This window comes from Roseomonas fluvialis, from assembly GCF_022846615.1.
Taxonomy (GTDB): domain Bacteria; phylum Pseudomonadota; class Alphaproteobacteria; order Acetobacterales; family Acetobacteraceae; genus Neoroseomonas; species Neoroseomonas fluvialis.
Map to the genome: position 1 here is coordinate 162,068 of NZ_AP025637.1, position 22,866 is coordinate 184,933.

Below are 22,866 nucleotides of genomic sequence, written 5' to 3' on the forward strand. Positions count from 1 at the left end.
GAGGAACGCCATGACCACCCGCCGCCACGCGCTCGGCGCGCTCGCCGCCGCCGGTACCCTCGCGCTGCCGCGCATCGCCCATGCCGCCTGGCCGGGGGACCGGCCGATCGAGGTGGTGGTGCCCTATCCGCCCGGCGGCGGCGTGGACACCATGGCGCGCATGGTGCTGCCGGTGGTCCAGGCGCGCCTGCCCGGCGCGCGCTTCGTGGTGGTAAACCGCGCGGGTGCGGGCGGGCAGCTCGGCTGGGAACAGGTGTTTGCCGCGGCACCCGACGGGTACACGCTGGCCGCGACCTCCGTACCGGCGATGGTCACCTATCCGATGGAGCGCACGGTGCGCTACCGGCCGATGGAATTCACCTTCATCGCCAATGTGGTGGATGATCCGGGCGGTCTGTTCGTGGCGGCGAATTCGCCGATCCGCACGCTGGCCGACCTGGTGGCGGCGGCCAAGGCGCGGCCGGGGCAGATCAGCTACGGCAGCACGGGCATCGGCTCGGACGACCACCTGCTGGTGATCGCGCTGGAGGACCTGGCCGGCATGCCGGCGATGACCCATGTGCCCTTCAACGGCATGGCGCCGCTGTCGACCGCGCTGGTCGGCGGGCATCTCGATGTCGGCGCCTTCAACATGAGCGAGAGCCTGGCGCTGCTGCAGTCGGGGCGCATCCGTTCCTTGGGGCAGGCGGCGGCCACACGCTGGTCGGGCACGCCCGACGTGCCGACCTTCCGCGAGCAGGGCCAGGACCTGATCAGTGGCGCCACGCGCGGCATCGTGGCCCCGCCCGGACTGCCCGCCGAGATCCGCGAGAGGCTGGAGGCCGCCTTCCGCGCCGCCCTGGCCGACACCGACTTCGTGCGCGAGGCGCAGCGCCTGGGCCTGCCGCTGGCGCCGCGCATCGGCGCCGATTTCCGCAACGACATCGCCACGCTCGAGACCCAGCTGCGCGGCCTGTGGCAGCGCAGGCCCTGGAAGGAATCATGACCGCCGACGTCATCGTCGAGGCCTCCGCGCTCGGCGACCTGCTGCGCGCCGTGGTCGGTGCCACCGGCAGCGCGGCAGCCGAGGCCGAGGAGGTCGCGCGCCACCTGCTGGAGGCGAACCTCCAGGGCCATGACAGCCACGGCATCATGCTGCTGCCGCGCTACGTGGACCATGTGCGGGACGGCAAGCTGCATCCGAACGTGACGCCGGAGGTGATCCGCCAGGACCCCTCGCTCGCGCTGTTCGACGGGCGGATGGGCTATGGTCAACAGGTCGGGCGCACCTGCATGGACTGGGCGATCGGCGCGGCGCGAGCACATGGGCACGCGGTGATGGGGCTGCGCAATGTCCACCATATTGGACGCGTGGGCACCTATGGTGAACAGGCAGCGGCGGCCGGGATGATCTCGGTGCATTTCGTCAATGGCGTGTCGGGGGCGCCGGCGGTGGCACCCTTCGGCGGGTCGGACGGGCGGCTGTCGACCAACCCGGTCTGCGTCACCATCCCGCCGGCCACGCCGGGCGGGCAGCCGCTGGTGCTGGACTTCGCCACCTCGGCCATCGCGCTCGGCAAATGCCGCGTGGCGTTCAACGCGGGGCGGCCGGTGCCGGCGGGCGCGCTGGTCGATGCCAAGGGCCAGCCCTCCACCGACCCGGGCGTGCTGTACCGGGACAACCCGCGCGGCGCGCTGCAGTCCTTCGGCGCGCACAAGGGGTACGGGCTGGCGCTGGTCTGCGAGATCCTGGCTGGCGCGCTGCTGGGCGGCGCGACCGCCTGGCGGCCGGAATTGCGCGACAGCGGGATCGTCAATTCGTGGCTCGCCTTCGTGCTGGACCCGTCGCGCTTCGGCGACATCGCCGCCTTCCGCAGCGAACTGGCCGCGGTGATCGCGGATGTGAAGGCCTCCCCGCCGGCCGATCCCGACAGCCCGGTGCTGGTGGCCGGCGAAAAGGAACGCATCACCAAGGCGAAGCGGCTGGCGGGCGGCATCCCGGTGGACCCGACCACCTGGTGCAACCTGGTGCGCGCGGCGCAGTCGCTCGGGATCAACGCGATCCCGGAGGTGCGCTGACGGCGCAGTCGATCGGGCCTGCGCCGGCCGGCGTGCGGCGCACGGCATGCCAACCGGGGGCGACGACGTTCACCCCGTCGATCCGCGCGAGAAGGTCGCGCGCGGCATCGATACGCGGCGCGACCGCGCAGGCCGAGGCATCGTCCAGCACGTAGAATTCCGCCGGGTCGAAGTGGCCGGTTGCGACCATCGCCGCACCGCGCGCGCGCAATGCCGCCAGGGGTTCCTGCGCGACCCGCGCCAGGTAGACCGCATCCGTGCCGATGCCATGCGCCGCCGCCAGGTAGGCCAGCGGCGCCCAGCCCGGCGTCGCGTTGCCGGCGGGAATCCGGCGCAGGCGCTGGTAGTGGCCGGCGGCCTCGGCCCAGAAGGGGTTGGCCAGCGGCGTCGACCAGGCCGGGCCCGCGACGCGCGCACCCATCGCCACCGGCAGCCAGCCCCGCGCGCTATCGGCCACCTGCAGGCCCAGGATCGCGGCCAGCGCCAGCGCTCCGCGCCGCGGACCGACCCGCCGCGCCAGCACGATCGCGGCCCCCAGCAGCACGAGGTAGTGCAGTGGCCAGATCATGCGGCCGGAGGCGCGGAACATCGCCAGCAGCGGTTCGACCTGCGGCGGCAGCGGGATCCTGACCAGGTTCACATGGCCGAGCCCGATCACGTTCGACAGCGCGAAGACGGCAAGGACCAGGATCGCGGCCAGGAACGGCAGGTGTCCGGCGGGCAGCGGCGGCATGGCGTCGCGCCGCACCACCCACAGTGCCGCGAGCAGCGCCACGATGCCCCCCGCGCCCAGGAAGCCGAAGCCTTCGTAGTCGCCCGGCCCGCGCGCCTGGTTCGGCACGAGCACGGACCAGCCCTGCGGGTCCAGCAGCGTCAGCAGGTTCGCCCGGAAAATGCCATAGCCCGGTTCGCCCAGCCCCCCGCCCGGCAGCGTGCGAAACCCCGCGAGCCACAGCGCCGCCGCGATGCCGAGCGCCAGCGCCACCGCTTCGGCCGCCAACGCGCCGCCGCGCCGTGCCGCCAGCCAGCGGCGCAGCGCATCCGCCGCCCACAACACCAGGACCATCGAGAGCAGGTACGAATGAATCAGCGCCGCGACGGCACCCAGCGCGACCCAGGCCAAGGGCTGGCGCCGCGTGGGCGCGCGCAGGCACAGCCAGCCAGCCGCCAGCAGCAGCCATTGCGCGGCCAGCGCATAATGTCCCGTCACGGCATGCGGGCCGGCCAGCCGCCACAGCAGCACCGGCGCGAAGCAGGCCAGCGCCGCCACCAGCAGGCGGGACGCCGCATCGGGCAGGAACAACGCCGCGATGCGGTGCGCGAAGACCGCCTGCAGCGCGAAGCACAGCAGCAGCCAGGCGCCGTGGTACTGCCAGGGGCCGCCGGCAGGGGCGATGGTCGCCTTCATGGCCAGCGCCATCAGCGGCACCACGTCGATGAAGAAAATGGTCGAGGCGATCTCGAGCCCGAACAGCGGATTCGCCGCCGGCGGCCAGCCCCAGGGTGCCGCGCGGAAGAAGGACCAGCCGAGGTAGTAGGTCGCCGGGTCGTTGCGCTGCATCCAGGCGACATTGGCCGGGTCGAGCACGCCGGGGCCGAGCAGCACTGCGAAGCAGGCCAGGCCTATGGCGAGCGCCGCCGCGGTCTCGGCCCCGCGCGGCAGCCTCACCCGATCGGAACCCCGGCCGCGTCCTTGGCGGTGCGGATGGTCTGCAGCGTCATCACCCGCAGCACCGCCGGCGCGCCCGTCAGGCGGGAGGTGAGCTCGTTCTCATGCGCCGTGTCGCGCGCCACGAGGCGCAGCAGGAAGTCCCCGCCGCCGCGGATCATGTGGCATTCGCGCACCTCGGGCCAGGAGGTGGCGAGCGATTCGAACTCGTCCAGCACCGCCTGCTTCTGCGATTCGAGGCCCACCAGGGCGAAGAAGGTGACCTCCCAGCCCAGCGCCACCGGGTCGATGTCGGCGTGGTAGCCGCGGATGATGCCGGCCTCCTCGAGCCGGCGGACGCGCCGCAGGCAGGGCGGGGCCGATAGGTTGACCCGCCGCGCCAGCTCGACATTCGTCATCCGGCCGTCGTCCTGGAGTTCGGCCAGGATGTGCCGGTCCACGGTGTCGAGGTCGGTGTCGTCCGGGGGGCGGGGCATCTGGGCGGGAATCGCTTATGTCTCGTTGCTCGGGGGCGTCGCGGGGCGCAATATCATTGCAGGCGCCGGCAGCATCAAGGCATCGATGGTTGTGACCGGCGCCCGGCTGGCCGATATGCGGCCGAGCGCAACAGAACCGGGAACCGCCCTGTGGCCGAGACTCACCGCACCCGCCTGCTCATCATCGGCGCCGGACCGGCCGGCTATACGGCCGCGATCTACGCCGCGCGTGCGGGGCTGGAACCGATGGTCGTGGCCGGCCTGCAGCCCGGCGGGCAGCTCACCATCACCACCGATGTCGAGAACTACCCCGGCTTCGCCGAGGCCATCCAGGGCCCCTGGCTGATGGACCAGATGCAGAAGCAGGCCGAGCACGTCGGCAGCAAGGTGGTCTACGACATCATCACCGGCATCGACCTGAGCCGCCGCCCGTTCCGCGCCACCGGCGATTCCGGCGACGTGTATGAGGCCGATTCGGTGGTGATCGCGACCGGCGCGCAGGCCCGCTGGCTCGGCATCCCCGGTGAGAAGGAACTCGGCGGCTTCGGCGTTTCGGCCTGTGCGACGTGTGATGGCTTCTTCTACCGCGGCAAGGACGTGGCGGTGATCGGCGGCGGCAATTCCGCCACCGAGGAAGCGCTGTACCTGTCCAACCTGGCGCGCCACGTCACGCTGATCCATCGCCGAGATTCGCTGCGCAGCGAGAAGATCCTGCAGCAGCGCCTGTTCGCGAAGCCGAACGTGACGGTGCTGTGGGACACCACTATCGACGCCGTGCTGGCCGATGACACCGGCCGCGTGCCGGTCGCGCGCGGGCTCGCGCTGCGCCATGCCAAGACCGGAGAACGCAGCGAACTGAAGGTCGACGGCGTGTTCGTCGCGATCGGCCACGCGCCCGCCACCGCGCTGTTCGCCGGCCAGGTGGACATGGACACCGAGGGCTATATCCGCACCGTGCCCGGCACCACGCGCACCTCGGTGCCCGGCGTGTTTGCCGCGGGCGACGTGCAGGACAAGGTCTATCGTCAGGCGGTGACCGCGGCGGGCACCGGCTGCATGGCGGCGCTGGAGGCGGAGAAGTTCCTCGCCGCCGCCGACGCCGAGACCGAGCAGGTCGCCGCCTGATGCCGATCGACTGGGACAAGCTGCGCGTTTTCCACGCGGTGGCCGAGGCGGGGTCCTTTACGCATGCCGGGGAGACCCTGAACCTCAGCCAATCCGCGGTCTCGCGCCAGATCCAGGCGCTCGAGGAAGCGCTGACGGTGCCATTGTTCCACCGCCACGCCCGCGGCCTGATCCTGACCGAGCAGGGCGAGACGCTGAACCGCACGGTACGCGAGGTGTTTGCCAAGCTCGCGATGACCGAGGCGCTGCTGACCGAAAGCCGCGAACGCCCGGCCGGCCGGCTGAAGGTCACCACCACCACCGGATTCGGCAGTTCCTGGCTGGCGCCGCGGCTGCGCCGGATGCTCGATGCGCATCCCGAGATCAGCGTGACGCTGCTGCTGGATGATTCCGACCTCGACCTCGCCATGCGCGAAGCGGATGTCGCGATCCGTATGCACCCGCCCCGGCAGCCCGACCTGATCCAGCGCCACATCGCGACCTTCGGCTGGAAGGTCTGCGGCGCGCCGGGCTACCTCAAAACGACGGGCATCCCGCAGCGGGTCGAGGACCTCGATGCCCATCGCCTGATCGTCTATGGCGACTACCGGCCGCCGATCGAGAACGTGAACTGGTTGGCCGAGGCCGGGCGCCGCGCCGGCGCGCCGCGTCGCGCCGCCATTGAGATCAATTCCCTGCCCGGCATGGTCGAGGCGGTGCGCTCCGGCCTCGGCCTGGCGGCGCTGCCCGACTACCTGGGCGACCAGCTGGACGGGCTGGTGCAGGTCCTGCCCGAGGTGAAGGCACCGCGGATCGAGGCCTTCTTCGTCTACCCCGAGGAGATGCGCCATTCGAAGCGCGTATCGGTCTTCCGGGATTTCCTGGTGGCGGAACTGGCGGCTGGGGCGGGCTGACGCCGCGTGTCCATGACCCGGATCACAGGGCTGTGTTCTTACCCATGCGCCAATCGCATACCGGATTGGTGCATATCGGGAATCACGCATGCTGCGGTTGCACCTATCATCCTTGTCATCCGGCGACTTGGTCGGAAGGGGTCTTCGGATCCCTCGTCTCCCAGACGTGAAGCCTCCCTGTTGACTAGGCCCGGAAAACCTCGGTTTTCTGGGCCTTTCTTTTTCCAGAACGGCCGTCCGTGGCACACGTCGTGGCACAACTGAACAGGGAGCGGTGGGGCTGCGACCGGCCGGGAAGCCATGCTCAAACCTGACGGCCTACACCGAATCGTGACGGCCTCCCCAAAGCAGGCGGCGGGAGGAAGCGACACTGTCGAGGTGGCTGCGTTGTGGCGTGCCATCGAAACGATAGCTGGAATTGGCGGCGGGTTCGGCGGCGTCACGACGATCCGGGTCTGGGCGGCCCTCCTTCTCAATCGAGAACGGTCCACAGGTGTGGTGCGCATGGATCGTGCCGATGTCGCGCGACTGGTAGGGATAAGTCCCGGGCGCATGAGCCGCATCCTGACGGCCTTGGCGGCGGCGAAGATGATCGAGCGTCGACGCGAGCATATCTCCGGCAAGAGGGGACCGGGACGGCTCGTGATAGTCATCCTGTAGGCCGCCGAACTGATTGAGTGTCCCATTCGGACACTTTAATGAAAAGCCCGGCCGGTAAATACGGCCATGAAAGACAACCCACCCCCTATCGTTCTCGATTTTCCCGGGATGACCCCGGCTGCCCTTGGCCCCGACCTGTTCACGCGGGTGCTGTACTGCACGCGACGGGCCGCCGAGATTTACGCCCCCGGCGCGCACCACCTTTGCGCGACATACGATCCGAAGACGCACGAGAAGACGGGCTATCGCCTGATCGTCCCGGATCAGAAGACAGCGCTTCGCGTTCGTCGATGCCACACGCTCGCGCGGGACTGCCGCCGGATGCCATGGCGTTGACGATGGGCGGCGGCGCATCGCCCTGGTCGCGGCGTCACACGGGCTCGACCCTCGGGCTCGTCTTGCCATGAAGTTCCGAAGCACTGCCTCCATAGCCTCGGCGATTGAAGCGGAGACGGACGACCTCGTGGCCGCGCTCCGGGACTTCGGTGATGACGATTTGGCGGGGCGGCTGTGGCGCTGCCAGCAGGCCCGCAAGGAGAAGGTGACCGCACAGCGAACTGGCGTCCGGACTGGCTGGCCTACGATGTGCCGGTCGGTTGCTTGCCCCTCGTGCCGTCGATGGCTTGGACGCGGATGGCGTGAACGCGCCAGCAGTCACTTCGCAGCGGCGAGCGGTCCTGCATGCAGCCACGTCACGATCATGCTGGCATGCACAGGCGACCTCGACGCAATCCGAGGTGTGGTGCGCGACCTTCGAGTTGACCTTCGCAACCTCCGTGATCGCAGTGCTTCACGGTCTCGACGTTGGGCGACCGTCGCAGCATATGGTCTTGTCGAGGTGGATGCCCATCTACGTGACGACGTGATGTTCCTGCCGCCGAGGCGCCGGGCCGTCGTCCAAGAGCTTCCCTACCTTGGTCGTGGTCCCGTGGCGTGGGTGCCCCATGCTCACCTGTGTTTTCACCATCCACGGCTCGACCGAGCGGCGCTTCGAGAGGCGCTGAGCACCCAGTGGCCCGGAGCCCCGGGACGCGTGGATGTGCGGCCGTTCGACAACGGAGACGCGGACTTCAACGCAGGGAACATTGCCGCCTACGCGGCGAAGATGCGCATGACGACGACCATGCTGAATGGCGTCGAGGAGGAATGGCCGGTGACGTGGCGCGCAGCCTATTGGTCATGGCTTTGCGGTCAGCGAGCGGGCCTCGCTCCGCTTCGACTTCGATTGGGTCCGATGGGGACCCGGACGAAGCCTTTGACGTTGCGGGTTGAACCGCCTATTGAACCTATGCCTATTCTGATCACTTGATCCGAATAATGATCTATCCTGTAGTGAATAAACTGGGGGGATAGCCGAATCGGGGATCACCGACAAAGCGCAATGGCCACCGCCCTCAGATTCTATTCCGCTCATTTGATGTCATAAACTTCACGTTGTACGCGCCCAATCCACATCTGCTGGGGAGTAGCCAGCGCAGCAAACCGAGATCATCCAGATCGCAGATTTCGAACCATCCGGGCATGGCGCAGGCTTCACTCATAATAAAATGGGCAATCCAATACAAATTGACCCAACCTCAGGCAAACTGATCTTCACTAATTACTCCTAATTAGAAGAAGTCTGGCTACCACGAAATAGTCGGTTAGTACCCGATCCACCCATACAAAAAAGATCTTGACTTCATAGGAAGCGCTTTCTTAAGGATGGCGTGCTCGGTGTCCAACCCGAGCTACTGTCACTTTTGATCATCAACACACATTGCGGGTGAGAACCCCATAAGGAGCCGTGCTTTGTCATCTTCTGCGAAATCACCAACTGACGCGAAAGCTGCCGTTACGCCCACGAACGGCAATGATTCGCCTCGCTTTTCCCCTCTGAGGCTCTCGGATGCCATGATCGAGAATCTTCACCTTTGGCGTCCGGATATCTATTGGGGTGTGTGTGAGGACTTCCTGGTGGCCGCCGCTGCCGCAGCCACCTGTGACGAGGAGCGGCAGGAACTTCTTGCTGAGGCCGCAGAGGCCAAGCGCCTGTCGCAGGAGCGGCCGCGTCGATGATTTAGCCCGGCGTCAGCGAGATGCCGGATGGGGTCTGGTCAGCCCGAGCGTGACAACGCCCAGCGGGTGTGGGGGCAGCCCCCGCCCGCCGGCGCGCACTGACTGCCCCGTCAGCGCATCATTCGCGCCCCGCCATACGCGCGGTGACAATGGCAGCCGTGAGCAGGCCGAGATCTTCACTGGCGCCGTCATGTCATTGCGGCTTCTACGAATATGCAGCGCCTGACGCATCGACATGAGCGGCTCTCGGTACAAGGATTCGGACCGACAGGCTTGTGCCTGAGGGCCTGGGCAGTCGCGAATCATGGACGAGCCGATGTGGCATAAAATCGAGATCGAGCGCACGGCGCGGTTCGACGGGGCTCAGGCAAGTTGGCCCCAGGTGTTTCCGGTCGTTGGCCATGACCGCCTCAGATTCAGGCGGCCAACCACTCCAGATCAGTCTCGACATCGTCGTCGGCTCGCTTCGAATTCCGGGCGGCCAGTGAGTGGAGATGCCAGAGGGCGTCAGCCGGATCGAGGCGAAGCACCGTCACACCCGAGGCGAGCAGATCGGACCGCAGCTTCTCGACAACCTCGGGCGACACCGGCGCGTTCTTCGGGCCTGCGACGTCCTCGATCACAAACAGAGCGCCCGGGATCAGCGGCCGAAGAGCGAGAAGAACCGGCGGATCGTCGGCGAACAAGAACACGGCGCTGCCGTCAGCGAGACGAAACCAGTGACGCGCCGCGTAGTGCCCGGCATCCGCAACGCAGTTCTCGAAGCTGATGCCGATCCGGCGGAGGCCCCCCAAACTCGGAACGACACGGAACGGCGCAGGCGGCTCGAAGCCCGGGTCAGGTGCGGTGAGAGCATCGAGGGCCTGCTGCATCCGCCGGAAGGCAGCACGCGGCCCGGCATTCGGCGCCAGCCTCCAATCTACGGCGTCCGTCGCCGCGTGGGCGCGCAGCAGCGTCACCAGCGTGTCCAGATGGTCGATGGTGAAGGCGCTCGACGGAAAATGCGCGGAGAGCGGGGCGACGAGGGGGTCCGCCGCCAGCACCGAATCCACATGGTCAAGGCGATCTTCGTTCAGTAGTCCCGCTTCCAGCAGCGACGGCCCGAGGGGACCCGTCACCGCCGCGCCAAGACGGCGGTAGTACCGGCTTCCACGCACCTGATCGCCTGCGCGATTCAGCGCACGATAGAGCCGGGGTGGCGCGTCGGGCAACGCAGCCAACAACAGTTCTCGTGGGTCGGTGTTCTCGATCCGGCGGCCGACGTCCTGGTCCGGCCCATCAGCGCCGGGCGCAAGATGGAGGTAAGCGCCGATAGAATGGACAGCGGTGCGCGGAGCAACCAACAGTCTCATGACCAGCGTAGGGCAGGCGCGCCCGAGCCGGGCAACACGCCCGGCGAGAGGCCCAAATACGCGAAGGAGAGGGGCGCGTTCCTGGCGCCAATCGGGAACTTCCACTGTGTGACAGTGTAGTCGATGAACGTGATTCTGTCATCTTCATCTTTGGCTACTGGCCATCGACAAAAACGGTCGCCGGATCATGGTGGGCCGGTCAGCTTATTCCCGTGCGCGCGATCATTATTCTGAGGCCGCATTCAGCGGTCGTGCGACATCAGTACTCGACGCCGTGCTCGGTGAGCAGGTCCGCTGGACTGCCATCGGGGCGGCGTTCGAAGCCAGGAACCCGGGGAGATCGGCGGGGGCATGAGGAAGTCGCTGGCGCAGAACGCCGCATCATCCGTATCCCGGCCTCGATCCGTCGCGCCTCTACATGGCCGAGGCCGTGCGACTGGTTGCACCGTAGCCCGGCTGTCAGAACAGACTGGGCGGTGGCGCCGGTGGCGGAGCATCACCCTTGCCGCCACGGCGGCGAAGGGCATCCCAGTCGATGTCCATCTTCTTGATCGCGTCGTAGGCTTCCACCACGCGCTGGATGCCGTCGGTGACCATGCCTTCATCAACGGTGGGAAGGTCCGCCAGCCGTAGCGTGCGCGGGTTGCGCGGCTCACCATCCGGACCGGCGAGGTCGAGGACTTCTACATCGGCTCCCGCGAAGTCGCCCCGCAGTAGGGCGAGTCGCAGCAGCGCACCGAACATTCCGAGTTGCGTATCCGTCAGCGCGTATGAGCGGCGCGGCTGAAGCCAGAACACCGCCACCTTCCCGCCTTCGACAAAGTAGAAGTCCGCCGCGACCCGCAGGTCCAGGTCACGCCGAACGCGGAGTCGCCCATCGTCCATCCCATGGCACTGCACGATGCGGCCGGCCCCGGCCGCGTGGACCAGTTGGACGACCTCCCAGTTCGAAGCACGGCCCGCACCCGGCATCCGCGCGGCGTCACACGCGGCCTTCAGGGCGCTCAAAGGTGCGTCCCGCGTGAAGGCGAACGACGATAGCGCGCGTGCCCTCTGATAACTCCACACTGTGGGCTTTCGCTTCAGGTGTTCCAGAAGCGCGAACTCCGTCTCCTCCTGCGTCGGCCGGATGAGACGGACAAGGTCGTGGGAGGGAGGGAGGGGGGGAATCGGCATCGCTGGCCATGTTAGCCGACGCGACCCCGGAATCGAACCCGGTTCTACCCGGCGAAGCCTCGGGCGCCCTGTGTGCTGCCGGCGCGCAGAAAGTCGGCGCGAATCGCGTCGTGGCCGATGCGCATGCCCAGGGTCACCCGCCCGTTGCCGGCATTCCAGACACGGTCCCATGGACCGCCGGGCCGGTGGGTGAGATCGGACAGGGTCAGGGCGTTCATCCGGCCATACGCGCGCACCACGTCCCGGATCAGGGCGGCATCATCTTGGGCGACGCTGGCGTGGGCGGTGGTCCGTTGCTGCGTCACCGGGTTGAACACCACCGCGCGCGCCCGCACAGGCTGCCGGCCCGCGTCCTTGAAGGCCGCATAGACGGTCGGCAGCACCGGCCCATATCCCCAGGCTTCGAACTCTTCCGCGATCAACGGCGCACCGGTCTGGGCGAGGTGCCAGCCGTGGGCGAAGTAGGCGATCTTGTGAACGGCCATGTGGGTCAGCGGCAGACCCAGGGCGTCCGCGACGTCCAACAGATGGTTCGCCAATGCGCGGGGTTCGTAGGGCATGGACGCGGCGGGGTTCCTTCGAGCGTCGGAACAGTAGGGCAGCAGGTCCTGTCCGTCTCATGCCATGTCCGTGCAGGTTCCATGCCCTTGGAAGGGCTGTGCAACCAGTTGCACCGGGCACCTGATCCGGCCACCCGGCTTCCATCGGCCCAGGCCTGCCTTCACACTTCGTCATCGTCCGGGATTCGCAGGCCATGCAGCAACAGATTGCGCTGAAGTTCCTCCAGCCGTCAGACCTGACACTCTTTGACCCTATCTGGCAGCGTGACGAAGCGTGGTTCAAGGCGGGCCAGAGCGACAAACTGGCGAAGCAGAAGGCGATGAACCTCAATGCCCGCGAGTTCCTGAACGTCCTTTACCCCGGCCTCCGGGTGGCGGCGGAGCAGGGTCGAACGAAGTTTCCCTTGGCCATGGCGATCTATGGTCCCGGCGGCGCCAGCATTCACGAAGTGACCCGGAAGGTCGTTCGTCAGGCGAAGAATTGGCGGCTGAACGGCGAGACGATCAAGGAACCGCAAGGCGAGACGGGCCGCTATGAACGCCTCGCCCCCGGCGATCTGGCGCTTCTCAAGTTCGGCGGCGAGTTGGAACCGCAAACGGTCGAGATGGCGCTGGTGTCGGCTGCATCCGGCGAAGACGCGGTCATGCGCGAATTGATGCGCTCCATGGACGATACCGGGATGGTGCTAGTCACCCCGGCCCACCTCGCCGGCATCCTGCAACGGGTCGGCGTGCCCCGCGCGCATCCGCTTTGGCTGTTGGCCGAAGATGTCGAATTGGACGAAGCCCTGGAGCGCGCATTCGAAGGCGATCCGGAGCCGCTGGAGGCGGTCAAACGGCGGCGGCAGACCCGGAGCGCGGGCGCTTCCATGGAGCAATATCTCCGCGCCCGGCAGGCCGCAGAACTCGCCGGCCGTGAAGGCGAGGAGATCGTGGCGGAATGGCTGGGCGACGAATGCGATGTCTTCGACTGGGTGTCCGACAAGGAACCCCTCAGCCCCTTCGACATGCTTTCCGAAGGCGGGCCGATAGCGCCGGGGCTGACCTATTTGGACGTGAAGACCACGCGCGGTGGCTTCAATGCGCAATTCCATCTGCCGATGAGCGAGGCTGCGTTCGCCGCAGAATTGGACCGGCCCTTCAGGCTGGTCAGGGTCTTCGACCTTCAGAGCGGCGTGCCGAAGGTGCGCGTTTCAGAGCCGATCAACGCCTTCGCCAAGGCCCTGCTTGCGTCTCACGATGGAGCGTTCGCGGCCGGCATCCGTGCGGACGGCTTCGTCATATCGCCGCTGACGCCTGATCTTGTCTGGGGCGAGCCGCTGACCCTCGGTCCGCCCGGCGGCGACGCCTAGGACTACGGAAGCCGCGCTGCTGCGCTAGTCAGCGCGGACTTCATCACCTTCGCAATCTCATGGGCCATCAGCGGCGGAACGGCGTTGCCGATCTGCCGGAAACTGGGGTTCATCGTCCCTTCGAACAGGAAGCCATCGGGGAACGACTGAAGCCGCGCTGCTTCCCGAACCGAGATCGTGCGGGCCTGCTTTCCGTCGTAGTGGATATGGGAATATGTGTCCTTGCCGATGTGGGCCATCAGCGTCCGCACCGGGAAGTCGGCCCGCAACTTCCACCACCTGTTGGGAAACTTGCTCGGATCATACGGCGGGACCATCTGGTCGTGCAGTTCGGTCCAGGCCTTCATCGTGGGCGTTAGGCCACGGCGCCGTGCTTCGAGTTCGAACAGCCGCGTGGCTGTCCGGTGGGCTTCGGGATACTCCGCCCCCGCCGGCATCGCCTTGAAGATCGCGCCGTCCCGGGGGAGGTAGCGGATCGCATGGTCGATCACGCCGCCATCGGTGACGTAGCCCGGCCAGTTACGCATGTCGGACGCATAGCGCGAGACATCGGCACCCCCCGCGTAGGGCAGCCAAGTGTCTTCACCGAACCGCCGGGCACCGCGCTTCACGCTGGAACCCAGAATTGCAGGCAGGTCGCCAATGGCATCCTGCGCCGAGACCGGGGCGGGCAGACTTTCGTCACCCAGATCTGGTTGGACGTAGCCCGCACCCCCCAGCAGATCGACATAGCGGAGCGCCACAGCACGGGTGCCCGCATAACCGGGCGGCAGCCGCATGTGATGTGTCGCTTTCGGGAAGGTCGGCCGGATACCGAGTTCCTTCCGATACGCGATGAGGAAGACGCGGTCCCGCATCTGGGGGACGCCATGGAAGGCGCTGTTCAGCAGGCTATACCGGGCGTCGTAGCCCATGGCCGAAAGCGTTTCGACCATCTCCTCCACGATGTTGTGTCCGCCGTAGTGCAGGATGTCCGGGACGTTCTCCATCAGGATGCTGATGGGCTTCATCGCCCGCACATACGCGAGATAGCGGAGGTAGAGGTTTCCGCGCGGATCGACCTTGAAGGCCTCCGGATGCTCCGCGACTTCGCGCAGTTTCGCCCGCCCGACGCGGGCATAGGCCTGACACGGCGGGCCACCGACCAGGACATCCACCGCGTCTTCGACGGGACCTAGACCGAGTTCGGCGCAGAGGTCGCTTGGTTCGGTCTTGGTGATGTCCCGTGCGCGAGCATGCGCTTCGAACTCAGCATGACCGCGATGGAAGTTCTTCGCGTGGGCGCGCGCGGCCTGTCCGTCAAACTCAATCGCCGCCGCGATCTGGAAGCCGGCACGCTGGAAGCCGAGGCTGATACCTCCGCACCCGGAGAACAGGTCCACCACGCGAGGCTGCGCGCCTGACGCAAGACGCTCCAGTTTCCGTGCGATAATAGGGTCCGCCACGCGCGAGCCGACAAGCATATCCATCGGGCGGTCCTTCCCCGGGTTCGGTCCTCACCAACCGATCACACTGGAAGGCCGCAATCTGCGATACGCCACCGTGACCGCGTCAAGCCCGAACCGGGCCTAAGATGTCGGCCGCGCGACGTAGCACAGCCTCGGCATCTTGCCGAACGTCGCATTCCCAGATCACCAGCAGCCGCCAGCCGAGGGCCAGCAGAGCCGCTTCGTTCCGGAGGTCCCGGGCGACATTTCCGTCTAGCTTCTTCAGCCACCAGTCGGTCCGGGACTTCGGCAGGGCGGAATTGGCGCAGCCATGGCGGTGGAAGAAGCACCCCCGAACCTCAATGGCGATCCGCCGGGAGGGGAAGACGATATCCGGTGATCCTGGCAGGTCCCGGCGATGCAGCCTGAACCGATAGCCGATGGCGTGCAGGCCGCGCCGGACAGTCAGTTCCGGCTTGGTATTCTTCCCCCGGATCGCGGCCATGTTGCGGCTGCGCGCCTCCAGGCTGATCCTGTCGGCCATCCGCGCGACGCTACGGTAAGGTTGCCAGCGTCGCCTTCCGGGCGGCTTCGAACGCTTCTGCGGCCTCCCCGAAGGGCCGCTGCGGGTCGCACAGGGGACGGACCATCATCAGCGTGGGCTTAGGCCGGCGCTTCCAGTAGCCGCCCTTCAGCACGGCCAGCCACCCGGACAGACCCCGTTCCGCCAGTTGCGTCTCGGCCTGCTGAAGTTCCTCCGGCGTCGGGTCCGAATGCCGGCCTAAAGTGACGTGGCGACCATCCGTGCCGAGGATGATCCACCGGGTTTCGAGCGCGACCTTCTCCATGGTCAGTCCTTCCATCGAACGCACCTTAGCACGGGGCGGATTTGCACGGTCGCACGGTCACAGTCCCCAGAGCGCCAGGGCCTTCTCGGCACCGGCCCGGTCATCCCGGATGCGATAGACCAGTTGCCGGGACAGGCCGGCCTCGCGTGCGATGGAGGCCACCGCTTTGTCCTGCGCGAGGAGGTCCGCCACTGTCGCGATCTGCGCCCGGGTATAGGTCGGCTTCCGGCCCAGATACGCGGTGGTGTCGTTCTCCTTCTTGTGGGCGATTCCGGCAGCCTGGGCTTCCTTGGTGGCCTCGGCCTGGGCCTGCGCGGACGCCGCCATGAAGCCGATCAGCGCATCCCGCACCGCCATCTGCATGGGGTCAGTGGTGGACCCGTCGAAAGTCATGCCGTTGATGATGGTCCGGACGATGACACCCCGGGCGAGCAGGATGCGCAGAGTCGCGGTCACGTCCGCATAGTTCCTGCCGAGACGGTCGATCCACCGCACCACCAGCACGTCGCCCTTCCACAACAGATCGAACAGGCGGCGACCCTGTGGGCGATCCTGGAGTTTGGTCGAGACCCCCGACACGCCTTCGTCGAACAGGACATGATCGAAGACGAAGCCAGCCGCCTCGGCCTGGGTGCGCTGATGGGCGGAAGTCTGTTCGGCGGTGCTTACGCGTCCGTAGAGGATCGTCTTCATGGGGTCGCCATCTGTCATCTGGGGTGGTGTCTTTTAAATAGGCTGTCCAGAAGTCGTGGGTCAACCCTAAATTACGCATTTCGCGCTGGTCGTTGATGTGTCCGCAAGGGCATACTGTAGATTACAGTGGGCCTCAGCGTCGAATGCCACTTGGCGGACCCGGGTTGTATGGTCGACGGATCTGGCCGTGCAGTGGCGTGCCGGCGTTGACCTGACCGGACTCCGGCCCGGTTTGGATCAGGCCAGCCACCACACCGCCAAGGCGGGCGCGAAGGCGGGGTCATTGTTCCCGCCCTCACGCCGCACTCAATCATCGCGACCTGGGAAGCCGCTCCAGACGCACGACCGCAATCTGGTCGTGCGCCTGCACGAAGGCCGATGGACAGCGGCGGGGCCTCATCCGTCCTTGCAGACCCGCCAGGACCCGTTGGTGACCGGGCACCCTACTTTGCCATTAGTCGCAGTATCACGGCCGCCTGCGCTACGTCGTCAGCGAGAGGGCCGTCCTCATTGACGATTCGCAGCATCGCATCGAGGTCATGGTCGCTGAACTTCGCCAAAAGATCGTCCAGCACTTGGATCACACCCTCCCTGCGTCCGAACCCAGGGTTGGCTTCCGCGATGCGGTGAAAGGCAAGTGCGCATTCTTCGGAAGGCTCACCCCAACGAAACCCAAGCATCTTGGCGACCAGCATATCGAGCAGCGTGTCCCTTGGGGGAAGATGACGACCCCGAATGCGGCTGATTATTTTGGACATGCTGCGCTGCGCTTCTCGACCGCCATCGACTGGCTTCAATTCGGAATCGTCATCGGCGGGACGCTCGACGGGGACCGCAAGCCAGAGATCAATATTGAAGTAGTCCGGCTCCTCCCAGTCTTCACACGAGTCACGCCAGACGAGGTACGCCTTGGCGCCGGGTGGAGCAGCTATGCCCACACCCACACCATCGGCGATGCTCGACGCTGGGTGAAAGCCGTGCGGGAGTAGCTCAGCATCCAATATCGCCTTGTCGGGCGAGGTATCGATGCTGTGGCTTACACGCAGCCACATCCATCCCGACGCGAGAACCTGCCTCCGGTTCTCTTGTCGCTCCATCAAACGCGCGTGTTGTCGATCAGGATCGTTGAATCCGGTGCTTGCGATAAGCGCGCGAAGCATTTCGCTCGGATTTTTGGCCATGGTCATCCTGGTAGCTCCTCGCCACCAAATAGTGTCCTGACCGATTCGGTCGCGGCGCGTTCGCCAACGCGCCCTCCCTTGGGCATCCAGTTTCTCGGATCAAGATCAGGGACGAGGCGCGGATCATCGAGGCCAACGCGCCTGCGTCGATCCTCTCGCTCTTTCCAGATCGCCACGTCCGCCTCGATCCAGTAGCGCCGTCCGGTGACGGTGTGTCGCATCGGCGTGGGGAAGGGATTGTGGGTCGACTCGCGGCGCAGATAACGGTGCAGGGAAGTGCGCGAGTTTATAAGGCCGAGCTTCTTCAACTCGGTAGAATCCAACAGGCGCGTGCCCGTGGTGCTGAGGTTGGTGATCATTCTCTAGTACCGGCGACGATACGCGTCGCATAAGGTCAATCAGCACCTCGCGGCGCTGGCATCTGCGGCCTCCGACCAACGCCCTGCGCTGGGTGCGGGATTGTAGCCTGTCCGCTGCTCCGAGGAGCAGCTTTGCCTTCCAACCGAGGAAGGGTCACGGCAACCACGAGGGCTGCCGGGGGTGTGACGCAGCGGCATCATACCAGCGGCGAACCCCCCACCCAAATTCATTCGGCGGCCCGCATCGGCAACGCGATCATCGCCGCAGTCACTCCGGTCGCGACGGCATCGCGCCGCTGCTGCTCGGCCTCGACGGCCTGCACGACAAGCGCCTGCCATTCCGTCAACACGCGCAGCATGGCGTCCACGCGCTTCGACTGGTCGTAACGCCACGTCACGCCCATCCGAGCACCGTTGGAATGATGCAGCAGGCGCTGGATAATGCTCTCCTCGGCGTTCAGGCGATCACCGCACTCGGTGGCGACCCCGGTTCGGAAATCATGGATCGTCCACTCGTCCCCTTCCGGCATGTCCGAGCAGCGCGACCTCAGGCGGACCATCAAGGTCTGCCACCCGGCGAAGGCGGTCCGCCCGGCGGTCACGGAGAAGACGTGGTCGCCGCCCACGCCGCGCTGGTCCGCCATCTCGCGCAGCATGTCCACGGCCAACGACGGCAGCGGCATCAACTGCGGGCGCTTGCCGCCCTTCATCCTCCACGCAGGGACGTCCAAGCGCGGGCCGATGAAGGCGGCCGGGTCCAGCATCAGCACGTTCTCGGCGGCATCGACGCCCTTCACCCAGGACCACATCAGCCCGGTGAGTTCCTCGCGTCGAAACGGTAGCAGGATGAGCAACCTGACCAGCACGCGGACATGCACCGGCTCGTCTTCAACGGCGAGCCAAATGCGGGCGAAATGGCCCACGCGCAGCACCCGCTTCGTGCCGTCGTTCAACCTCTGCTGACTCGGCTCGATCTTCACAGGGCGCCGGAGCACAGGCGCGACACCGGGTGGCAGGATACCTTCCTCGGTAGCCCAGTTCAGCATGTGCTTGACCTGCGTGTGCAATCGGTTCGGAAGCGTCGTCACCTTCCGCTTGGTGCTGTCCACAGGGCGCCCCTTGCGGCGTTTCAAGGTCTGGGCGTTCGCCTGTTCAGGTTCCGCCTCGCCTGACGCCTTCGCGGTCACCTTCGTCATCACCTTGCTGTAGAGCGTGGCGATGTCGCGCTGCGTCAGGTCGATCAGGCGATGGTTGCCGAGGTCGGGTTCCATGTGATTCCGAAGCAGACGCTCGGCGTTGGTCACGTAGCCTGCGGTGTTGCCCTTCCCGGTCAGGTAGTCCTTGAACTGGCCGATGGCCGTCGTCACCGTGATGGCGCTGGCCGGGTTGAACGCCGCGACAGTGACGCGCGGATCGCGGCCAATCGCGACCGCCGCCGCCGCCTCGGACGCCTTCTTCCGCGCCTCGGCCACATTGGCCGCGTCCAGCCTGACGGAGCGGAACTTGCGCGCAACGCCCTCGCCGGAGGTCGGGCGCCACTTGAAGTAGAACGCGCGGGTGCCATTGGGCCGAACCCTTGCCACCAACCCCTTTTGGGTGCGGTCGGTGATGTCCACCGCCTTGGTCAGGCGCTTGGCGGCGAGGTCATCAAGCTTCCTGTCGGTCAGGTTCGTGCGCCGAGATTGCCGGGGCAGCTTCGGTGCCGGGGCGGTGGCGGCCGGCGCGGGAGCGGCGGTCGGACGCCGGGCTGCATAGGTGGGTTGGTTGCGGTTCGGCGGGGTGCTGGCGTCCATTCATCGGTCCATGAGGTGGTGGTCGTCCCGCCTGTGGCACACGCTGTGGCACAGAACGAACAGGCGGGCGGTCGTGTTTCACCCGCGTTATCGCACATGTCCCACCCCGGACTCGATATTCTAATCAAGCGTTTATGCAGAATGGTGGACCACGACTGGAACGTGGCTGGACCTCATTGCGGGGGCCTCCCAGACGTGAAGCCTCCCTGTTGACTTAGGCCCGGCGCCCTCGTGGCAGCCGGGCCTTTCTTTTTGCGCGCCGCAATCGGCGCCCGGCCTCGACCGTTGCAACCCATGCGTGCGCATGGATATCCCCGCGACCGATCCTGCTGTAGGCTCCCTGTCCACGGACATCACGAGGCGCATCATGGCTGACATCTACCTGTGCGGGCATGGCGAGTGGAAAACCAACGGCGTTCCGTCCGGCTTCGCGAATGTGCCGGCGCGCACCACCGTTCATTTCTACACGCCGATCGGCCGCTTCCTCAGCATCGACCAGGCGATGGCGATCATGGGCAAGGGCCCGGGTGCGCTGCAGCCGGACCAGTCCGTCGGCGCCTACCGCACGGTCACGGACCTTGCCCTGTATCCGGCGCCGGAAATGCGCGTGCGCTTCATGACCGCCGCGCTGAACGCCGGCGCCACCGCGGTCATGGTCGATCATGACAGCATGCTGAGCGACCTGCTGACCGAATATGCCGGCCATGACGTGCACTGGCTGGCCTGCCGCGTCCGCTTCTCCGGCCTCGACACCACCGAGGGCGGCTTCAACGACGACTACATGCTCTGACCCGCGGGGCACCGATCCGACATGGCCGCAGACCCCTACGCGACCCTGGGTGTTCCGCGTGACGCCACGCCGGAAGCGATCAAGCAGGCCTATCGCAAGCTGGCGCGTCAGCACCACCCGGACCTGAACCCCGGCAACCCCGATGCCGAGGCGCGTTTCAAGGCGGTCGCCGCCGCGAACGACCTGCTGTCCGACCCCGATCGCCGGGCCCGCTTCGACCGCGGCGAGATCGACGCGGAGGGGCAGGAACAGCGCCCCGCCGGCGGCTACCGCCGGTATGCCGAGGAAGCCGCCGGCGAACGCTATGGCCCGCGCGCCGGCGGGCCGTATGGCGGCCCGTATACGGACTCGCAGGCCGGCGGCCCGACGCCCGACGACATCTTCGCCGAATTCTTCGAGGCCCGCCGCCGCGCCCAGGCCGCCCCGCATCGCGGGGATGACGAATCCTACCGGCTTGCCGTGCCGTTCCTGTCGGCCGTCGCCGGCGCCACCGAAGTGCTGACACTGCCGGATGGTCGCACGCTCAGCGTCAAGATCCCGCCGGGCGTCGAGACCGGCCAGGTGCTGCGCCTGCGCGGCCAGGGCGGCGCCGGCTGGAACGGCGGACCCGCCGGCGATGCACTGATCGAACTGAGCGTGCAGGACCATCCGCTTTACCGGCGCGACGGTAACGACCTGCGTATGGACCTGCCGGTCACGCTGAAGGAAGCCGTGCTGGGCGGCGCGGTCGAGGTGCCCACGCCCTTCGGCGCGCTGCGCGTGACGCTGCCGCCGCACAGCGATACCGGCCGGCAGATCCGCCTGCGCGGCAAGGGTGTCGCGGCGCATGGTACGCGCGCGGCGGGCGACCTGTTCCTCACGCTGCGCGTCATGGTGGGCCAGCCCGATGCGGCGCTGGAGGCCTTCCTGCGTGACTGGGTGCCCGAACACCCCAACGACCCGCGCGCCGGGCTGGAGGCAGGGGCATGATCACGCTCGATATCCTGTGCGCCCGCTTCACGCGGCTCAGCGCCAACGACCTGCAGCGCTGGATCGCCGAGGGCTATGTCCGCGGCGAGGCCGAGTCCGGCACGCTGTGCTTCCGCGACATCGATGTGGAGCGCGTGCGCCTCATCCTGGAACTCCGCCACGACCTTGAGGTGAACGAGGAGGCGCTGCCGGTCGTGCTCTCGCTGCTCGACCAGATCTATGCCCTGCGGCGGCGGCTGAAGCAGGTCGGCGTGGCGGACGGGGATGCGGCACCGCCCTAGCCGCATCCGCAACTTCGCCTTGACGCGCGACACCCGCCTGGCGTGCGATGCCTGTCAACCCGGCCGCGCGCCGGGATGCACGGAGGATCGCCCATGGGAAGCCACGCCACGCCGCGCGGGCCTGTCTCGCGCCGCGCCGCCCTCACGCTCATGGCCGCGCCGCTGGCCGCCCCCGCCCTGGCGCAGGCCGTCTGGCCCACCGGCCCGGTCCGCTATGTCTGTGTCTTCCCGCCCGGCGGGTCCACCGACACGCTGAGCCGCATCTGGTGCCAGCGCATGGCCGAGATCACCGGCCAGCAATTCGTGGTGGACAACCGTGGCGGGTCCGGCGGGAATGTCGGCACCGAGGTGATTGCCCGCGCCGCGCCGGATGGCACCACCATCGGGCTTGCCTCCGTCTCCTCCATGGCGATCGCGCCGACGCTCTATCCGCGCCTGCCCTTTGACGTGACGCGCGACTTCACCTGGATCTGCGGGCTGTGGCAGCTGCCGAATCTTCTCGTGGCGCGCAGCGACCTGCCGGTGCGCAACATCACTGACCTCATCGCGCTGTGCCGCGCCGATCCCGGTCGCTATACCTTCGCCAGTTCGGGCGCCGGCACCACGCTGCATATCGCCGGCGAGATGTTCAAACAGATGGCCGGCGTGAACATCCTGCACGTGCCGTATCGCGGCGGCGGCCCGGCCTATATCGACCTGATGGGCGGGCGGGTGGACATGATCTTCGGCAATTTCCCCGAAGCCAGCCGCCTGTCGCGCGAGGGCAAGGTGCGCCCGCTGGCCGCCACCGGCGCACAGCGCAGCCCGCAACTGCCGGACGTGCCCGCCATGGCCGAATTCCTGCCGGGCTACGAGATCAATTCCTGGGGCGGCGCGGCCGGCCCGGCCGGGCTGCCGCCGGCGATGGTGATGCGCATGAACGCGCTGGGCCGCCAGGCGCTGGACAGCCCCGAGGTGAAGCGCCGCTACGAGGAAGGCGGCGCCACCACCTGGTGGACCACGCCCGAGGGCCTCGCGGATTTCCGCCGTGAGAACGAGGCGCGCTTCGCACCGCTGATCCGCGCCTCGGGCGCCGTCGTGGAATGATGCGCCGCGCTTGACGTTGCGCGCGTTTCCCCTGTCCCATCCCCGGCAAGGCCATCAAGG

The 22,866-nt window shown here is 67.2% G+C and carries 23 protein-coding genes; 11 read left to right on the forward strand and 12 right to left on the reverse strand.

The window, feature by feature from the left end:
• The first annotated feature begins 10 nt into the window (after positions 1–10).
• Both MWM08_RS00795 and MWM08_RS00800 read left to right on the forward strand, forming a co-directional pair.
• Positions 11–985 carry a tripartite tricarboxylate transporter substrate binding protein gene (locus MWM08_RS00795; RefSeq protein WP_244457571.1) on the forward strand — a complete coding sequence of 325 codons (975 nt, stop codon included), beginning with the start codon at positions 11–13 and terminating at the stop codon, positions 983–985.
• Complete coding sequence (locus MWM08_RS00800) at positions 982–2,058, forward strand: malate/lactate/ureidoglycolate dehydrogenase (protein WP_244457572.1); 1,077 nt, start codon at positions 982–984, stop codon at positions 2,056–2,058. Before MWM08_RS00795 ends, MWM08_RS00800 begins: the two co-directional genes overlap by 4 nt.
• On the opposite strand, the gene MWM08_RS00805 is transcribed toward MWM08_RS00800, so the two are convergent.
• Together MWM08_RS00805 and MWM08_RS00810 are read right to left on the reverse strand one after the other, a co-directional pair.
• Positions 2,033–3,727 (reverse strand): DUF6311 domain-containing protein, encoded by a 1,695-nt coding sequence (locus MWM08_RS00805; RefSeq protein ID WP_244457573.1) that lies wholly within the window; start codon positions 3,725–3,727, stop codon positions 2,033–2,035. The two genes, MWM08_RS00800 and MWM08_RS00805, sit on opposite strands and share 26 nt — an antisense overlap.
• Positions 3,724–4,203 carry an Lrp/AsnC family transcriptional regulator gene (locus MWM08_RS00810; RefSeq protein ID WP_244457574.1) on the reverse strand — a complete coding sequence of 160 codons (480 nt, stop codon included), beginning with the start codon at positions 4,201–4,203 and terminating at the stop codon, positions 3,724–3,726. The genes MWM08_RS00805 and MWM08_RS00810 overlap by 4 nt, the downstream gene beginning before the upstream one ends.
• Positions 4,204–4,353: 150 nt before the next feature.
• On the opposite strand from MWM08_RS00810, the gene trxB reads away from it, so the two are divergent.
• The 4 genes from trxB to MWM08_RS00830 all read left to right on the forward strand — a co-directional run bounded on the left by trxB (position 4,354) and on the right by MWM08_RS00830 (position 8,939).
• The gene (trxB, locus tag MWM08_RS00815) at positions 4,354–5,328 is read left to right on the forward strand and encodes a thioredoxin-disulfide reductase (protein WP_244457575.1); all 975 of its coding nucleotides are present in this window, start codon (positions 4,354–4,356) and stop codon (positions 5,326–5,328) included.
• Positions 5,328–6,221: a LysR family transcriptional regulator gene (locus MWM08_RS00820; RefSeq protein WP_244457576.1), complete on the forward strand. Its 894-nt coding sequence runs from the start codon at positions 5,328–5,330 to the stop codon at positions 6,219–6,221. The genes trxB and MWM08_RS00820 overlap by 1 nt, the downstream gene beginning before the upstream one ends.
• 300 nt (positions 6,222–6,521) lie before the next feature.
• Positions 6,522–6,881, forward strand: a complete 360-nt coding sequence (locus tag MWM08_RS00825; RefSeq protein ID WP_244457577.1) for a helix-turn-helix domain-containing protein — start codon at positions 6,522–6,524, stop codon at positions 6,879–6,881.
• Between the two features lie 1,893 nt (positions 6,882–8,774).
• The gene (locus MWM08_RS00830; RefSeq protein ID WP_244457578.1) at positions 8,775–8,939 is read left to right on the forward strand and encodes a hypothetical protein; all 165 of its coding nucleotides are present in this window, start codon (positions 8,775–8,777) and stop codon (positions 8,937–8,939) included.
• 416 nt (positions 8,940–9,355) lie between these two features.
• Here the strand turns inward: MWM08_RS00830 and MWM08_RS00835 are convergent, their stop codons facing one another.
• From MWM08_RS00835 to MWM08_RS00845, 3 genes are all read right to left on the reverse strand, one after another.
• Positions 9,356–10,291 carry a hypothetical protein gene (locus MWM08_RS00835; protein WP_244457579.1) on the reverse strand — a complete coding sequence of 312 codons (936 nt, stop codon included), beginning with the start codon at positions 10,289–10,291 and terminating at the stop codon, positions 9,356–9,358.
• A 459-nt stretch (positions 10,292–10,750) separates the two neighbouring features.
• Positions 10,751–11,299 (reverse strand): hypothetical protein, encoded by a 549-nt coding sequence (locus tag MWM08_RS00840; RefSeq protein ID WP_244457580.1) that lies wholly within the window; start codon positions 11,297–11,299, stop codon positions 10,751–10,753.
• 212 nt (positions 11,300–11,511) lie between these two features.
• Positions 11,512–12,027, reverse strand: coding sequence for a Panacea domain-containing protein (locus tag MWM08_RS00845; protein ID WP_244457581.1), 516 nt, complete (start codon positions 12,025–12,027; stop codon positions 11,512–11,514).
• 194 nt (positions 12,028–12,221) lie between these two features.
• On the opposite strand from MWM08_RS00845, the gene MWM08_RS00850 reads away from it, so the two are divergent.
• Positions 12,222–13,379 carry a DUF3883 domain-containing protein gene (locus MWM08_RS00850; RefSeq protein ID WP_244457582.1) on the forward strand — a complete coding sequence of 386 codons (1,158 nt, stop codon included), beginning with the start codon at positions 12,222–12,224 and terminating at the stop codon, positions 13,377–13,379.
• Between the two features lie 2 nt (positions 13,380–13,381).
• Here the strand turns inward: MWM08_RS00850 and MWM08_RS00855 are convergent, their stop codons facing one another.
• The 7 genes from MWM08_RS00855 to MWM08_RS00885 all read right to left on the reverse strand — a co-directional run bounded on the left by MWM08_RS00855 (position 13,382) and on the right by MWM08_RS00885 (position 19,680).
• Positions 13,382–14,848: a DNA cytosine methyltransferase gene (locus MWM08_RS00855; RefSeq protein WP_244457583.1), complete on the reverse strand. Its 1,467-nt coding sequence runs from the start codon at positions 14,846–14,848 to the stop codon at positions 13,382–13,384.
• An 82-nt stretch (positions 14,849–14,930) separates the two neighbouring features.
• Positions 14,931–15,350, reverse strand: a complete 420-nt coding sequence (locus MWM08_RS00860; protein WP_244457584.1) for a very short patch repair endonuclease — start codon at positions 15,348–15,350, stop codon at positions 14,931–14,933.
• Between the two features lie 10 nt (positions 15,351–15,360).
• Positions 15,361–15,669: a hypothetical protein gene (locus tag MWM08_RS00865; protein WP_244457585.1), complete on the reverse strand. Its 309-nt coding sequence runs from the start codon at positions 15,667–15,669 to the stop codon at positions 15,361–15,363.
• A gap of 42 nt (positions 15,670–15,711) precedes the next feature.
• The gene (locus MWM08_RS00870; RefSeq protein WP_244457586.1) at positions 15,712–16,347 is read right to left on the reverse strand and encodes a recombinase family protein; all 636 of its coding nucleotides are present in this window, start codon (positions 16,345–16,347) and stop codon (positions 15,712–15,714) included.
• 443 nt (positions 16,348–16,790) lie between these two features.
• Complete coding sequence (locus MWM08_RS00875) at positions 16,791–17,534, reverse strand: hypothetical protein (protein WP_244457587.1); 744 nt, start codon at positions 17,532–17,534, stop codon at positions 16,791–16,793.
• Positions 17,531–17,887: a hypothetical protein gene (locus MWM08_RS00880; protein WP_244457588.1), complete on the reverse strand. Its 357-nt coding sequence runs from the start codon at positions 17,885–17,887 to the stop codon at positions 17,531–17,533. The genes MWM08_RS00875 and MWM08_RS00880 overlap by 4 nt, the downstream gene beginning before the upstream one ends.
• A 227-nt stretch (positions 17,888–18,114) precedes the next feature.
• On the reverse strand, positions 18,115–19,680 hold the full coding sequence (locus tag MWM08_RS00885; RefSeq protein WP_244457589.1) for an integrase arm-type DNA-binding domain-containing protein: 1,566 nt from the start codon (positions 19,678–19,680) through the stop codon (positions 18,115–18,117).
• A 367-nt stretch (positions 19,681–20,047) separates the two neighbouring features.
• Between MWM08_RS00885 and MWM08_RS00890 the strand changes: the two genes are divergently transcribed.
• The 4 genes from MWM08_RS00890 to MWM08_RS00905 all read left to right on the forward strand — a co-directional run bounded on the left by MWM08_RS00890 (position 20,048) and on the right by MWM08_RS00905 (position 22,806).
• On the forward strand, positions 20,048–20,470 hold the full coding sequence (locus MWM08_RS00890) for a putative adhesin (protein ID WP_244457590.1): 423 nt from the start codon (positions 20,048–20,050) through the stop codon (positions 20,468–20,470).
• Between the two features lie 21 nt (positions 20,471–20,491).
• Positions 20,492–21,439, forward strand: a complete 948-nt coding sequence (locus MWM08_RS00895; RefSeq protein ID WP_244457591.1) for a DnaJ C-terminal domain-containing protein — start codon at positions 20,492–20,494, stop codon at positions 21,437–21,439.
• A complete protein-coding gene (locus MWM08_RS00900; RefSeq protein WP_244457592.1) occupies positions 21,436–21,720 on the forward strand; it encodes a chaperone modulator CbpM in 285 nt (94 codons plus the stop codon). Before MWM08_RS00895 ends, MWM08_RS00900 begins: the two co-directional genes overlap by 4 nt.
• Before the next feature lie 93 nt (positions 21,721–21,813).
• Positions 21,814–22,806 carry a Bug family tripartite tricarboxylate transporter substrate binding protein gene (locus MWM08_RS00905; RefSeq protein WP_244457593.1) on the forward strand — a complete coding sequence of 331 codons (993 nt, stop codon included), beginning with the start codon at positions 21,814–21,816 and terminating at the stop codon, positions 22,804–22,806.
• Positions 22,807–22,866: the final 60 nt, after the last annotated feature.